Origin of the sequence: Dyadobacter sp. NIV53, assembly GCF_019711195.1 — a bacterium.
In the GTDB taxonomy this organism is placed as follows: Bacteria; Bacteroidota; Bacteroidia; order Cytophagales; family Spirosomataceae; genus Dyadobacter.
In genome coordinates this window covers 1253484-1267687 of sequence record NZ_CP081299.1, presented here as the reverse complement: position 1 = coordinate 1267687, position 14204 = coordinate 1253484, and the positions used below count along the sequence as shown (strand labels likewise).

Annotated in this window: 14 protein-coding genes and 1 pseudogene; 14 read left to right on the top strand and 1 reads right to left on the bottom strand. The window is 38.4% G+C overall.

What is annotated here, in order from left to right; genetic code table 11:
* The first annotated feature begins 3 nt into the window (after positions 1 to 3).
* The 14 genes and pseudogenes from KZC02_RS04960 to KZC02_RS04895 all read left to right on the top strand — a co-directional run bounded on the left by KZC02_RS04960 (position 4) and on the right by KZC02_RS04895 (position 13177).
* Complete coding sequence (locus KZC02_RS04960) at positions 4 to 897, top strand: lipid A biosynthesis acyltransferase (RefSeq protein WP_221393101.1); 894 nt, start codon at positions 4 to 6, stop codon at positions 895 to 897.
* Positions 897 to 1319: a hypothetical protein gene (locus KZC02_RS04955; RefSeq protein ID WP_221393100.1), complete on the top strand. Its 423-nt coding sequence runs from the start codon at positions 897 to 899 to the stop codon at positions 1317 to 1319. Before KZC02_RS04960 ends, KZC02_RS04955 begins: the two co-directional genes overlap by 1 nt.
* 102 nt (positions 1320 to 1421) lie before the next feature.
* On the top strand, positions 1422 to 1841 hold the full coding sequence (locus tag KZC02_RS04950; RefSeq protein ID WP_221393099.1) for a thioesterase family protein: 420 nt from the start codon (positions 1422 to 1424) through the stop codon (positions 1839 to 1841).
* 64 nt (positions 1842 to 1905) lie between these two features.
* Positions 1906 to 2988, top strand: a complete 1083-nt coding sequence (locus KZC02_RS04945; protein ID WP_221393098.1) for a beta-ketoacyl synthase N-terminal-like domain-containing protein — start codon at positions 1906 to 1908, stop codon at positions 2986 to 2988.
* Positions 2985 to 3605, top strand: coding sequence for a hypothetical protein (locus KZC02_RS04940; protein ID WP_221393097.1), 621 nt, complete (start codon positions 2985 to 2987; stop codon positions 3603 to 3605). Before KZC02_RS04945 ends, KZC02_RS04940 begins: the two co-directional genes overlap by 4 nt.
* Before the next feature lie 27 nt (positions 3606 to 3632).
* The gene (locus KZC02_RS04935; RefSeq protein WP_221393096.1) at positions 3633 to 3902 is read left to right on the top strand and encodes a phosphopantetheine-binding protein; all 270 of its coding nucleotides are present in this window, start codon (positions 3633 to 3635) and stop codon (positions 3900 to 3902) included.
* A 51-nt stretch (positions 3903 to 3953) separates the two neighbouring features.
* The gene (locus tag KZC02_RS04930) at positions 3954 to 5138 is read left to right on the top strand and encodes a beta-ketoacyl synthase (RefSeq protein ID WP_221393095.1); all 1185 of its coding nucleotides are present in this window, start codon (positions 3954 to 3956) and stop codon (positions 5136 to 5138) included.
* A 117-nt stretch (positions 5139 to 5255) separates the two neighbouring features.
* Complete coding sequence (locus KZC02_RS04925; RefSeq protein WP_229253995.1) at positions 5256 to 6221, top strand: beta-ketoacyl synthase chain length factor; 966 nt, start codon at positions 5256 to 5258, stop codon at positions 6219 to 6221.
* Entirely contained in the window at positions 6211 to 6972 is a 762-nt protein-coding gene (locus tag KZC02_RS04920; protein ID WP_221393094.1) for a polysaccharide deacetylase family protein, read from the top strand. Before KZC02_RS04925 ends, KZC02_RS04920 begins: the two co-directional genes overlap by 11 nt.
* Positions 6965 to 7600, top strand: a complete 636-nt coding sequence (locus tag KZC02_RS04915) for an outer membrane lipoprotein carrier protein LolA (protein WP_221393093.1) — start codon at positions 6965 to 6967, stop codon at positions 7598 to 7600. Before KZC02_RS04920 ends, KZC02_RS04915 begins: the two co-directional genes overlap by 8 nt.
* Positions 7601 to 7673: 73 nt before the next feature.
* Positions 7674 to 8033 (top strand): 3-hydroxyacyl-ACP dehydratase, encoded by a 360-nt coding sequence (locus KZC02_RS04910; RefSeq protein ID WP_221393092.1) that lies wholly within the window; start codon positions 7674 to 7676, stop codon positions 8031 to 8033.
* A gap of 88 nt (positions 8034 to 8121) precedes the next feature.
* Entirely contained in the window at positions 8122 to 9246 is a 1125-nt protein-coding gene (locus KZC02_RS04905) for a DUF2062 domain-containing protein (RefSeq protein ID WP_229253994.1), read from the top strand.
* 145 nt (positions 9247 to 9391) lie between these two features.
* Positions 9392 to 10327, top strand: a complete 936-nt coding sequence (locus tag KZC02_RS04900) for a zinc-dependent peptidase (protein WP_221393090.1) — start codon at positions 9392 to 9394, stop codon at positions 10325 to 10327.
* 225 nt (positions 10328 to 10552) lie between these two features.
* Positions 10553 to 13177: pseudogene (locus tag KZC02_RS04895) on the top strand (sodium-translocating pyrophosphatase).
* Positions 13178 to 13250: 73 nt separating this feature from the next.
* Here the strand turns inward: KZC02_RS04895 and KZC02_RS04890 are convergent.
* The gene (locus KZC02_RS04890) at positions 13251 to 14096 is read right to left on the bottom strand and encodes a dienelactone hydrolase family protein (protein WP_221393089.1); all 846 of its coding nucleotides are present in this window, start codon (positions 14094 to 14096) and stop codon (positions 13251 to 13253) included.
* Positions 14097 to 14204 lie beyond the last annotated feature (108 nt).

Here is a 14204-nt window from a genome sequence, read left to right as displayed (position 1 = left end):
CCAATGAGCCGTCAGGATGGGAATGCCCAAGATAACTCCTGGGATGGTAAAACCAGGGGCTCACTGACGGGATATAAAATTTTTCTTTTCTTCATTCAATTTCTGGGTCTTGGATTTGCCTATCTGCTTTTAAGAGTAGTCACTTTTTATTACTACTTATTTGCATCCAAACCCAGAAATATCCTGCTCGATTTTTACCAGAATACGCTTCATATTTCGGGCAAAGCTGCAAAAAAGATGGTTCGCCGGAATTTTTACATTTTTGGACAAACACTTGTAGACCGTGCTGCATTTCTTTTGGGAAAAGAAGGGATGTTTTCTCACACTTTTGAAAACGAAGAATTTCTGATTGATATCCGGGAAAAAGGAAAAGGCGGAATATTATTGAGTGCTCACTTAGGAAACTGGGAAACTGCCGGAAACCTGCTGAAAGGCAGGATTACACCTACAATTAATATTGTGATGCTGGATGCAGAAGTGGAAAGTATCAAGCAATACATGGAGCTTTCAACAGGCGGTTCGAGGTTCAAGATCATTGCTATTAAAAATGATTTGTCGCATATTATTGCAATCCGTAATGCATTGATAAATAATGAGTTTGTTGCCATTCATGCGGACCGGTACATGGAAGGGGCCAAATTTACAGAACTTGATTTTTTAGGTAAAAAAGCGAAATTCCCGATTGGCCCTTTCGTAATTGCTTCCAAATTTGATGCGCCGGTTACCTTCGTTTTTGCTGCTAAAGATGGGAAATACAGCTATCATTTAAGTGCTACATTACCTATAATCACTAAAATGAAAGCCGAAGAAATTGCTAAACTATATGTGGCAGAGCTGGAAAAAAAGGTCAGTCAATATCCGGAACAATGGTTTAACTACTTCAATTTTTTTCAATAATGATTGTTCGTCAGGAAAATATAAAAGATTACATTCCGCACCGGTTTCCGTTTATCATGATCGGTAATTTACTGCATGTCAGCAAGGAAGTCTTTGAATCAGATTTTTTTATTGATGAAAGCAATATTTTGCTGAAAGATGATTTTTTTCAGGAATCAGGATTGATAGAAAATATTGCACAGACTTGCGCCGCTTCTTTTGGTTATCTGGACAGGGTAGAAAATGAATATCCCAGAATTGGTTTTATAGGTGCAATTTCCCGTTTGATAATTCATGAATTACCGCCGGTTAATTCAAAAATCAATACAATAGTAACTCCTACACATCAGTTAGGAAATATTTTTATGGTACTTGGTCGAAATTTTCTGGATGGCCGTATGTTAATGGAATGCGAAATGAAAATTGTAATTTCAGAATCGTGAATGTTAGAGTGAAGTAGTTCTAAATGTCATTTATTGTAACGGTTTTAGTGATAATCGTAAAAAATGACTATTCTTGTTCACTCCTAAATGTAATAATGGAATATGCTTTCTTCTGAAATTGAAATTGATATACGATTTAGTGAAACCGATGCAATGGGTGTTGTGTGGCATGGCAACTACCTGAAATTTTTTGAAGATGGGAGGGAAGCTTTTGGCAAAACCTTTGGACTTGAATATCTTACAATTTTCGATCAGGGCTATTTTACACCTATTGTAAAATCAGAAATTGACCATAAAGCGGCTGTCTATTATGGCCAGGCCATTAAAGTGATCACCAAATACATTCCGTCAAAATCTGCTAAAATCATGTTTGAATATGAAGTTGTTAATCTGACAACTGGTGAGCTTTGCGCTGTGGGAAAAACTATGCAGGTATTTTTGGAAAAAGAAAGCCGGACATTAGAACTGCTTACACCGGATTTTTATAGTCATTGGAAAGAAAAAAATGATGTTGTTTTTTAATAAAAAATATAACAGATAATTATTTGGGGTTTAAAAAACCCATTCAAATTCGGATATTCAGAGTATGATTTATATAGGTGCAGAAGAAATAATTAGCCCATTAGGAGAAACCGCAGCAAAAAATTTTTCTGCCATGGCTGAAAACCGTACGGGAATTTCTCTGATACCAAATGCAGGATTTAACAAAATTTCTGTTCACCTTTCAAAGATTTTGAGCTTACCTCAGGAAAGTCAGTTTGAAAACCTGACTGCTTCGATGCTCATATCAGTATCGGGAAAAATAGATAAGAATGTTCTGTCGTCGGCCAAAACTATATTGATCATTAGTTCGACCAAGGGCGAGTTGAAAGACAATATGACCGATCCGTTCGGGCAGTCGGTTGCTTCATTAATGGCCAGATTTGAGCTTGTAAATCAGCCTATTGTTATTTCCAATGCCTGTGTTTCAGGAGTATTGGCGATTAACGCAGCCCGTAATTTTATTGCTGCCAGATTGTATGAACATGCCATTGTAATTGGCTGTGACCTGATCTCGGATTTTGTGGTCTATGGTTTTCAATCACTTTTTGCAATGAGCGATGAACCTTGTATCCCTTTTGATGCCAATAGAAAAGGAATTTCGCTGGGAGAGGGTTGCGGTGCAGTAGTAATTTCTAATACAGTATCAATTTTTAAAGAATCGCCTTTGAAATTGTTACAAGGAACGTCAGCGAACGATGCCAATCACATTTCAGGCCCGTCCAGAACTGGTGAGGGATTATACAGAAGTGTAAAGAAAACAATGGAAATCAATCAAATTTCTGATAATGAAATAGATTTTATTTCTGCCCATGGCACTGGTACCATTTACAATGATGAAATGGAATCTATTGCTTTCGACCGGCTGAGTCTGACAGATGTGCCACTGAATAGCTTTAAGGGATATTTTGGACATACTTTGGGTGCGGCAGGTGTAATTGAAACTGCGGCTTCTATACAAATGATACGAAAGGAAATACTGGTAAAAAGCCTGGGTTTTAGTGAAACCGGTACTTCAAAGGTATTAAACGTCATTACAGAAAATAAGAAAGCTAAACTTCATACTATTTTAAAAACAGCCTCGGGATTTGGCGGAGGAAATGCCTCGCTGATCATTCAGAAACTATGAGTTTCATTACATCATATTGCCATTTAAATAATGAAAACTGTTCCGTAAACGGAGAGATAATTGCAGAACGTGACAGGGAATCTGAGGATAGCTGGTTCAAACAATTGTATAAAAGCCAGGAATTTGTCTATCCCAAATTTTATAAAATGGATACCCTTTCCCAATCAGGATATTTGCTTTCTGAAATGATAAAAAGGGCTCAGCCTTCTCTTATAACTTCCTATAATGATGATGAAATAGCCATGCTTTTTGCTAATCAGTTTTCAAGTGCGGACAGCGATCTACGCTTTGAAAAGTCGTACAAGGAACAGGGAACACCTAGTCCGGCATTATTTGTATATACACTGCCTAATATTGTACTGGGCGAAATTGCAATTTTAAACAAATGGTATGGTGAGAATATGTTTGCCGTTTTGCCTAAATTTGCACCTGATTTTTTTGTTAACTACATAGATATTCTGATGTCAGCCGGAACAAAGGCGGTACTTTGCGGATGGCTTGGAATTACAGGAGAGCAGGTGAATGTTTTTGTATTTCTGGTTGAAAAAGAAGGTTTGGCAGGAAACGAATTCAATACAGGAAACCTGGCACAAATTGCCGGGCCCGGTTTGTTATAATTTTACATTTAAAGATAAATTCCAGAAATGGATAACTTAAAAGAAGACTTAAAAAAGCAGATTATAGAGCAATTGAATCTGGAAGATTTGCAGGTATCGGACATTGATGACGACGCATTGCTGTTTAGTGATCAGGGTTTAGGCCTGGATTCAATTGACGCCTTAGAACTGATTGTTTTATTGGAACAATATCATGGCATACAAGTAGTAAATCCTGACGAAGGAAAGGAAGCTTTTTTATCTGTTAGTACTATGGCGGATTATATTCGGAAAAGGAAAGCAGAACAGATTGCTTAGCTGCTCTTATTCAGGATTTTATTTTTGCAAAATGTCTTTTCCCATTTATAAATGAGCATTCGGATTACCGGAATTGGTATTATTTCTGCCATTGGCCTTACAGTTGAGGAAAATTTACTTTCGCTGAAAGAGAGCCGTACGGGAATTGCACCGGTAAAGTATCTGGATGAAAAAAGAGGTTTTCTGGCTGGTGAGGTTAAAATTTCGAACCAGGATCTGATAACCCGATTAGGTGTTCAAAATCCAAATATTTCACGTACGTCGTTGTTAGGCCTTGCTGCTGCACGACAGGCATGGGGTAAAACGAACCAGGATAAGAAACTAAAAACCGGAATTATTTCAGCTACATCTGTTGGCGGAATGGACAGAAGTGAAGTTTTTTATGCAGATTATCTGGCTCATACCAATCCGGATTATAACTTACTAAAATGCCATGACAGCGGTAACACAACCGAAAGAATCGCAGCAGAATTAGGTATATCTGGTTATATCAATACATTGTCAACTGCTTGTTCATCAGGAGCTAATGCAATTATGCTTGGTGCACGCATGCTGATCCAGGGAAAACTGGATCGTGTGCTGGTAGGCGGAACTGACGCGTTAACCAAATTTACTATCAATGGATTCCGGTCGCTCATGATATATGATGATCAGTGGTGCCGTCCTTTTGATGAATCCAGAAACGGGCTGAATCTGGGTGAAGGAGCTGGATTTCTTCTCTTGGAAAATGAAAAAAGCATAGCTCTTTCCGGAAATAAAACCTTGTGTTATGTAAATGGCTGGTCTAATGCCGCTGATGCCTATCATCAGACTGCATCTTCGCCTGATGGAAAAGGAGCTACAATGGCTATTGGAAACGCAATTGCCAAATCCGGAAGATCTTTGGAGGAAATATCATATATCAACGCGCATGGTACGGGAACAAAAAATAATGATTTGTCCGAATCCGTTGCTTTGAAGAATATATTTGGTGAGAATGTGCCCGTATTTAGTTCGACCAAACCATTTACCGGACATACATTGGCAGCAGCAGGAGCAATTGAGGCGGTTTTTTCTATCATGGCAATACAACATAATTTGATTTATCCAAACCTGAATTATAAAACGGTCATTGAAGAAACCGGACTGGTACCAGTTACAGAATTATTGGTTGACAAACCTGTAAACACAGTTTTATCCAATAGCTTCGGTTTTGGAGGTAACAATTCATCATTGGTATTTTCAGATGTTGAATAAAAACTATCCAGGTGAAATCCGTGGCACGGCTGATTCAAATTGCCCGTTATCAGCTTGGGTAATTAGAGGTGCCGCCAATACGCATTAATAACTTACAATTAATAATTAACAATTAAATTGCCCTACATTTCAGCAGTTTCAACTATTTCTCATCAGCCGACATTCAAAAATGCCGGTTTTTCCGGTTCTATTGAACCCTTAAAAGAATCTTCTGAATTGATTGTGCCCAATTTTAAGGATTATATTGACGCCGGTTTGCTACGCAGAATGAGCAAGATTTTACGGATGTCTGTAACTTGTGCAAAAGATTGTTTGGAACAGTCTGGAATAAAGCAGCCGGACTCGATTATTGTTGGCACAGGTTTAGGTTGTTTACAGGACACAGAGAAATTTCTTAATAATTATCTGACCATCGAAGGTCTGCTTCCGCCCACTTCATTTATACAATCCACACATAACACGATTGCAGGGCAAATCTCATTAAGTATTGGTAATCATGGATATAACATGACCCATACGCAAAACTCATTATCTTTTGAACATGCTCTTCTTGATGGTTTGTTATTATTAAATGAAGAAGATAAAAATGTATTGGTTGGTGCGGCTGATGAGCATATAGAGATTTTGAATAAAATAGGCAGTGAGCTTAATTTGGCACCAGTGTTACTATCGTCCGGAGCATCGTTTTTTATGTTATCCAATGAAAAAACCAATGAAGCCCTGGCAAGGATTACGGATGTAGAAACGATTGGGTTTGTCAGGGATATTCCGGGATCAGTCGACTTATTTCTGGAAAATAATTCACTGGAACGTAAAGAAATAGACCAGGTTTTGTATTGCGGTTTTCATGATGAAGATGATGTAGAATCTATTGTTCATAATCGTTTTGACCATATATCTGTTCCGTCCGGTTACATCAATTATTCTTTATATTCCGGTATGTATTTTACAAATTCGGCTTTTGCTTTACATTTCGCAATAGACAGTATTCAAGTTAATAAAGACATTCGGAATGTATTGATTTGTAATAATCTGAATAAAATAAATTTAGGACTAACCCTTGTTCAATCCATTGAAGCATAACATTGTTACTTTCGTTTCCCTAACTGTCATTGTTTTATGCAGTGTTATTTTTATGGAAACCGACTATATGTGGTTTGTTGTCCTGGCTATATTTTTATTATATCTGGGTATCACTGCTTACGGTTCTTATCAGATCCAGGCCAATTATTTTATAAAGTCTGTTAACAAAGGCAAAAAGTCAGTTGCTCTTACCTTTGATGACGGGCCTGATCCGGAAACCACACCAAGGATACTGGAAATATTAAGGGAGAAGAAGGTAAAAGCCACCTTTTTCATCATCGGTAAAAAGGCTGAGAAATACCCTGATCTGCTACGGCAGATATACGAAGACGGACATATTATAGCCAATCATTCATACAGCCACAATTACCTTATTGCATTTTTTTCTACCTCCAGACTAACAAAAGACCTTCAACGATGCAATGAGTTTATTTTGCAAACTATCGGCAAAAAACCTGCTTTTTTTCGTCCTCCATTTGGAGTTACCAATCCATTATATAATGGGGCATTATTACAAACCGGCATGCAATCCATTGGGTGGTCGTTGCGTAGCATGGATACCAGGGCAAAAAGTAAATATGATCTTATTGAAAAGGTAATTTCCAATTTAAAACGGGGTGACATTGTTTTATTACACGACCATATTTCAGTTACTGCTGATGCTCTGGAAGATATTATTGAGCACATTAATAATAAAAAAATTGATATTGAACTGCTATCCAAAGTCATAAATAAAGAGCCTTATGTTTAAGTTTTGTTTTGGGTTTTGCTTTTTATTTTATGTCTGTTTGTGTTCCCCGGGCTTTGCGCAAACATTTAAACCCGTTTCAAATCCTGAAACAATCCTGGATGAACTGAGAAAATCTTCCAGGTCAACCAATTCTATCCAGGCAGATTTTAAGGAAGAAAAACATCTGGCGGTTTTGAAAGAACCTGAAAAATCTTCCGGTATATTTTATTACAAAAAGAATGACAAAATGCGTTGGGAACAGCAAACGCCGTTTAAATATATCATATTAATTAATGGTAATAAATTACGGGTCCAGGAGGCAGGCAAAGAAAAAAATATTGGTTCGGCTGGTAGAATGGCCGCTCAGATCAAGGAACTTATGATAGGGCTGGTTAATGGTGATTTTCAGGAAAATAAAGCTTTTAAGCAAATATTAATGGAAAGTACTGATAATTATCAGGTTACCTTGATTCCAGTTAATAAACGAATGAAAAATGTGTATTCGAAAATTAATCTGATGTTTTCCAAAAGTACATTACGTTTAAAGGAACTTACATTTTTTGAAAAAAGCGGTGATAAGAACACGATGAAATTCCAGAATGAAAAGATCAATCAGCCAATTGCAGAAAGTGTATTTTTGAATTTATAGTGGAACACAGAGAAGTCAACTTTTTGAAAGTTGACTTCTCATTTGCTTCTCTTTGATAATTACCATATAATTCATGTTCCTGAACGACCTATTCACAATAAACAGCCTGAATTCCACTTCCGAAACCATTTCAGCGGAAATTAGACTGAATGCAAATCATTCTATATTTGACGGACATTTTCCTGGTTCACCTGTTACTCCCGGAGTCATTCAGTTACAAGTTGTGAAGGAGATTATTGAACAACAATTAAATAAAAGTTTACGAATGAAAACGATGCGAACCTGCAAGTTTTTGAAGGTGATTAATCCTGACGAAACACCGGTTTTACAAATAGATATTAAATTTAAACAGGAAGAATTACTGGAAGTTACAGCCTCAGGAGCTTTTGAAGGAAATGTATTTTTTAAAGCACAGCTATCGTATGTATCATAAAGAAAGTTACTTTTAAACCATTTAAAAGTAAAACTTACATTTCAGTGTTATCTCCGCAATGACCCTCCAAGACATTCACTGCTGCATCTTGATTCCGACATTTAATAATCAAAAAACACTTAAACGTGTTATTGATGGTGTTTTGCTGTATGCTCAGGAAAAGGATGTAATTATCATCAATGATGGTTCGTCAGACAACACAAACGAAATCCTTTCAACCTATCAGGATAGAATACAAATCTTAACCAACAAAGTTAACCGCGGAAAAGGTTTTTCATTAAGGCGCGGTTTTAAGGAAGCAATCAGACTGGGTTATAAAAATGCTATATCAATAGATTCCGATGGACAGCATTTGCCGGAGGATATTCCTTTGTTTATTGAGTCAGCGTATCAAAATCCAGGTGCCTTACTTATGGGTTCGCGGAATATGGAGCAAGAGGGAGTGCCGGGTAAAAGCTCATTTGGGAATAAATTTTCTAATTTCTGGTTTAAATTCGAAACGGGTTTGACATTGCCGGATACACAAACAGGTTTCAGGCTTTATCCTCTCGGACCGCTTAAAAATACCAGATTATTTACAACAAAATTTGAAACTGAAATTGAGGTAATTGTTAAATTGGCCTGGAAAAATGTAAGGATCATTCCCATTAATATTCAGGTTATTTACGATAAAAACGAACGTATTTCACATTTTCGTCCCTTTCGCGATTTTACGAGAATTAGTATACTCAACACCTGGCTGGTCATTCTCACCCTGCTCTATTACTTACCTAAACGGCTGTTTGTCTATATTCGTAAAAAAGGACTTTTTGCTATTATTAAGCAGGAAGCAATAAAACCCGGCGAGTCTAATATGAGCAAAGCGGCTTCTGTTGGTTTTGGTTTTTTTATGGGGATTCTGCCGATTTGGGGATTTCAGCTATTAGTTGGTATTCCGATTTCGATGTATTTTAAAATGAATAAAGTACTGTTTCTGGCAGCCGCCAATATCAGTTTACCACCGATGATCCCGTTTATTATTTTTGGGAGCTATAAGCTTGGTGGAATATTCTATCAGAACGGCACACAATTAGGTTCTGTAAAAGACCTGACAATGGAATCTATTCACGTTAATTTTGTGCAATATTTTATTGGAGGAACATTCCTTGCTGTTTTTTCTGGTTTAATTGGTTTTGGATTGTCGTTTATTTTGTTGAAAATGTTTAGGAAATAGCGCAATACAACTCTAATGCAATTAATTCTTTTTATCGCCTTGATGTAATATCGACGGTCCGCCGCGAGGAAGCAAAAATCCAATATTATTAATTCCCTCAATCTCGTAGCGATATAACAAACCAATATTGACTAAATCATTTATTATGGATCCGATAATCTCTTCCACAGACAATCTTTTAACCTATTACCAAAATAATTTAAAATCGGCCAAACTTCGGTCCATTGGTCTGCAATTGGTCGTTATGATATTTTTTGGCTTGCTGGCTTATTTTAGTCAAAAACAGATTTTATATTTTGCCGGTCTTTTATCAGTTATAATGATTGCTATGATTCACCGGAATAATTATAAAAAAACCTACCGCCGGGTTTCCTTATTTAAAACTGTATTTCCAACAGAATGGCGGGACATTCTTACTAAACACTCACTGTTCTTTCAAAAATTAAACGATACTAAAAGAGCGCTTTTTGAAAAAAGAGTACAAATATTTTTAACTGAAAAGAAAGTTGAGGGAATCGATACTGACATTGATGATGAGGTAAAATTGTTGGTGGCCGCTAGTGCAATAATCCCGACGTTTGCATTTCCTGCTTTCGATTACCCGGAATTAAATGAAGTGCTGGTCTATCCTAAATCGTTCAGTCAGAAATTTGAAATTGAAGGAGATAATCAATCCTCAGAAAATATTGAAGGCATGGTTGGCAACCGGTATATGAATCATTCGTTGCTACTTTCAAAACCTTCTTTACTGGCAGGTTTCAATGGGCAAAAGGGAGAAGAAAATGTTGGTATTCATGAATTTGTTCATCTGCTCGACAGAGAGGACGGTGAAACGGATGGTATTCCTGAGCGGCTGATTGAACAAAATTTTACGCTCCCATGGCTGCATTTGATCAGAAAAGAAATGAACCAGATAAAAAGTGGCAGTTCAGATATAAATCCTTATGCTATCACAAATAATGCTGAATTTCTGGCAGTAGTAAGTGAATATTTTTTCAGTGACCCCGAAGAGTTTTATGAAAAACACCCTGAACTATACCAGTTTTTATCCGGATTTTATCATCAAAAACTGGCAAAGTAATAGTCATTTGTTTAATAACTAACCCTGTTAAGTATCATTCATGCTTACTGTATGATTGTCAGTATAATACAATAAGTTTGAGGTTTTTTGAATCAAAATTGTCATGATATTTTTATAAATTATATAGTAATTAACCAAAAATAAGCGGTAAGTAATTTTGTTATGAGGTGCCATTCTCTATATTTACGGGATTTTCAACCTTTTAATCTAATCCCTTAATCGCGCATGAGTAATATTACCTATTTAGTGCCGGCATTAGGCTTCGTAGGCTTGCTGGTGATGTTTTTTAAAAGAGGATGGGTGATCCGTCAGGATAGCGGAAGCCCGGAAATGAAAGAAATAGCAGACGCCATTGCTGATGGTGCTCTGGCCTTCCTCAAAGCTGAATGGCGGGTTCTTATCGTCTTTGGTATTATTGTCAGTATTTTATTAGGTTATTCAGGAACACTGGTCGAAAATTCCAGTGTTTTTATTGGTGCCTCCTTTGTTGCCGGTGCTTTTATTTCTGCATTCGCAGGGTACATCGGGATGAATATTGCAACCAAATCAAATGTTCGTACAACTCAGGCCGCACGTACCAGTCTTACCAAAGCACTTGAAGTTTCGTTTACCGGCGGCTCTGTTATGGGAATCGGAGTGGCAAGTCTGGCGGTTATCGGCCTGGGTGGCTTGTTCATTATTTTATATTCATTTTTTGTTGGTGATAGTAAGGATGTGAACGGCCTGGGCATGGAGAAAGTCCTTGAAGTACTGGCTGGTTTTTCACTTGGTGCTGAATCTATAGCACTTTTTGCACGCGTAGGCGGGGGATTTATACAAAAGCCGCTGATGTTGGTGCCGATCTGGTAGGTAAGGTGGAGGCCGGAATACCCGAAGATGATCCGAGAAATCCGGCAACTATTGCTGACAATGTAGGTGATAATGTGGGTGACGTTGCAGGAATGGGTGCAGATTTGTTTGGATCGTATGTTGCTACTATTTTGGCAACCATGGTGTTGGGACGTGAAATTGTAACACAAAGTGTTGATAATTTTGGCGGAATATCTCCTATTTTGTTGCCTATGGTTATAGCGGGAATCGGATTAATTGCCTCTATTATCAGTATGCTTCTCGTGCGTGTAAGTGACGATCATGGCAATGTACAGGGTGCTCTGAACAGAGGAAACTGGGGTTCTATAATTCTGGTGCTCATTGTGAGTTATCCGTTGACTATGTGGATGTTGCCTAATGGAACACTCACGATCCGGGGTGTTGACTTTACATCTTTGGATGTATTTTGGGCCATACTTTTAGGTTCAATTGTCGGCGCTATCATGTCTACGGTTACGGAGTATTATACAGCCATGGGCAAGCGCCCGGTTCAGTCTATTGTCAATCAGTCTTCAACCGGCCATGCGACTAATATTATTGGTGGTTTGTCTGTTGGGATGGAATCAACGGTTATTCCGACTTTGGTTCTGGCCGCCGGTATTTACATCAGCTACGAGTTTGCCGGTTTATATGGTGTGGCCATCGCAGCTGCGGGTATGATGGCCACAACAGCTATGCAGCTTGCGATTGATGCATTTGGGCCAATTGCCGATAATGCTGGTGGGATTGCAGAAATGGCACATTTGCCTGAGGAAGTGCGTGGCCGTACTGATATTCTGGATGCTGTGGGTAATACCACCGCGGCATCAGGAAAAGGCTTTGCCATTGCATCAGCTGCACTAACTTCTCTTGCACTTTTTGCGGCTTTTTGTGGAGTTGCAGGTATAAATTCAATTGATATTTATAAAGCGAATGTACTCGCAGGTTTATTTGTCGGAGCAATGATTCCATTTATATTTTCTTCCCTTGCCATTGCGGCGGTTGGCCGGGCTGCCATGAAAATGGTAGAAGAGGTACGCCGTCAATTCAGGGAAATACCGGGAATTATGGAGGGAACTGCAAAGCCGGAGTATGATAAATGTGTGGCAATTTCAACCGAAGCGTCCATTCGTGAAATGGTTGCACCCGGACTGATCGCATTATTGGTACCGGTCATTGTCGGATTTTTATTTGGCCCGGAAGTACTAGGTGGAACATTGGCCGGGGTTACAGTATCAGGCGTTCTGATGGGAATTTTTCAGAACAATGCAGGTGGTGCCTGGGATAATGCCAAGAAATCTTTTGAAAAGGGGGCAGTAATCAATGGTGTTACCTATTACAAAAAATCTGAGCCGCACAAAGCCGCAGTAACAGGTGATACGGTAGGTGATCCTTTTAAAGATACTTCTGGCCCTTCTGATGAATATCCTTATCAAACTGATGTCTATTGTTTCGCTCGTGATTGCACCGCATATTGCTGTGAAGGATACTACAATTGTAGAACGAGATGTAATCGAACAGGTTGTTGAAATACCGGTTGCAACAGAAACGGCGATTCTGGAAATGAACGGGATGAAGCTTAACATTGCTTCTTCCGGCAATCCTGTTGAACCTTCTTTGCTTGATTTTATTGAATCTGACAGAGGGGCTGATAAAGAAACCTGGTTTGATTTTGACCGCTTGTTATTTGAAACCGGCAGTGCTAAACTAAAATCAGAATCGGGGGAACAATTGGAAAATGTGGCTGAAATTTTGAAGGCATATCCGGCTGTTAATGTAAAGTTAGGAGGATATACAGACAAAACGGGTGATCCTGCTGCAAATCTGAAACTTTCTACGGATCGTGCACAATCAGTAAAAAAATCGCTCGCTGATCTGGGAATTGATCAATCCCGGCTGGAAGCAGAAGGTTATGGAGAAGAGCATCCGGTTGCTTCCAATGATACCGAGGATGGACGGGCAAAAAACCGCCGCATTTCAATCAGAGTGACGAAAAAGTAATAATTGTGGTATTTAAAAATGCAATAAAAGACTTTCCAGGACTTCAAGTCCTGGAAAGTCTTTTATTGCATTTTTAGCCTAATTTCTTTTTAAGGTAACTTAATGAAAGTTTGTAGGCGTCAGCAGTTGCAGCCGGATCATACTTAGGGTTACTTGGATTCGCAAAACCGTGTACAGCGTCATACATTTTTACTGTTAACTGCTTTCCAGCGGCTTTCATATCCTTTTCAAACTGCTCGACTGTTGCAGGATTTATTCCCTGATCCTGGCTGCCGAATATCCCCAAAACGTCCGTATCCAGTGTTTTAAGTTTATCAATATCTTTTTCCGGACTTCCATAATACATCACACAGGCTACAATCTGATTTTGGCCGATTATAGCGCTTTGTAACGATAACATTCCTCCAAAACACCAGCCGATCGTTGCAATCTTAGCCTTTTTTCCAACGTAAGTAATGGCGCCTTTTTCAATCGCTGCCAGGCGTTCTTTACTGGCAGATTGCATTAATTTACCTGCTTCTTCACGGGTTGTACCTACTTTTCCGTCATACATATCCAGTGCCAGTACATTCACATCACCCAAATCCTTATACAGTTTTGCAGATTCCTGTTTGATGTGATCATTCAATCCCCACCATTCCTGATACACCAATAACCATTTATCGGATTTTTTGGCTGATTTTAGTAAAAATCCTGAAGCAGGTGTACCATCGGAAGTAGGAAAACTGATCATTTCTCCTTCGCCTGCATAATGAAATGGAACCGGGACTTCATGGAGTTGCTGGAAAGCCGGACTTGCTGCGAGCATGGCCATGTCGTTAGCGGGAGAATGGCATAATGGAATTGTTGTTGTTTCCTGTTTTTTTGGTGTGTAAACGTTCATGACGAGCACTGCTACCAAAAATGAGATTAGTTTCATAGGTTGTAAGGAATAAGTGATTTTTTGTTTGGTTAAAAATTAAACCGGGTTTAATTATCAATAGCTAAATGTATGAAATTTTGGGTTTGATAAATATAATGTACAGTC

Excerpts from the sequence above, each read along its gene's own strand:
- KZC02_RS04910 (WP_221393092.1), top strand. The coding sequence starts at position 7,674 with ATGTTCCTGAACGACCTATTCACAATAAACAGCCTGAATTCCACTTCC.
- KZC02_RS04915 (WP_221393093.1), top strand. The coding sequence starts at position 6,965 with ATGTTTAAGTTTTGTTTTGGGTTTTGCTTTTTATTTTATGTCTGTTTG.
- KZC02_RS04930 (WP_221393095.1), top strand. The coding sequence starts at position 3,954 with ATGAGCATTCGGATTACCGGAATTGGTATTATTTCTGCCATTGGCCTT.
- KZC02_RS04950 (WP_221393099.1), top strand. The coding sequence starts at position 1,422 with ATGCTTTCTTCTGAAATTGAAATTGATATACGATTTAGTGAAACCGAT.
- KZC02_RS04955 (WP_221393100.1), top strand. The coding sequence starts at position 897 with ATGATTGTTCGTCAGGAAAATATAAAAGATTACATTCCGCACCGGTTT.
- KZC02_RS04900 (WP_221393090.1), top strand. The coding sequence starts at position 9,392 with ATGGATCCGATAATCTCTTCCACAGACAATCTTTTAACCTATTACCAA.
- KZC02_RS04960 (WP_221393101.1), top strand. The coding sequence starts at position 4 with ATGAGCCGTCAGGATGGGAATGCCCAAGATAACTCCTGGGATGGTAAA.
- KZC02_RS04890 (WP_221393089.1), bottom strand. The coding sequence starts at position 14,096 with ATGAAACTAATCTCATTTTTGGTAGCAGTGCTCGTCATGAACGTTTAC.
- KZC02_RS04940 (WP_221393097.1), top strand. The coding sequence starts at position 2,985 with ATGAGTTTCATTACATCATATTGCCATTTAAATAATGAAAACTGTTCC.
- KZC02_RS04935 (WP_221393096.1), top strand. The coding sequence starts at position 3,633 with ATGGATAACTTAAAAGAAGACTTAAAAAAGCAGATTATAGAGCAATTG.
- KZC02_RS04945 (WP_221393098.1), top strand. The coding sequence starts at position 1,906 with ATGATTTATATAGGTGCAGAAGAAATAATTAGCCCATTAGGAGAAACC.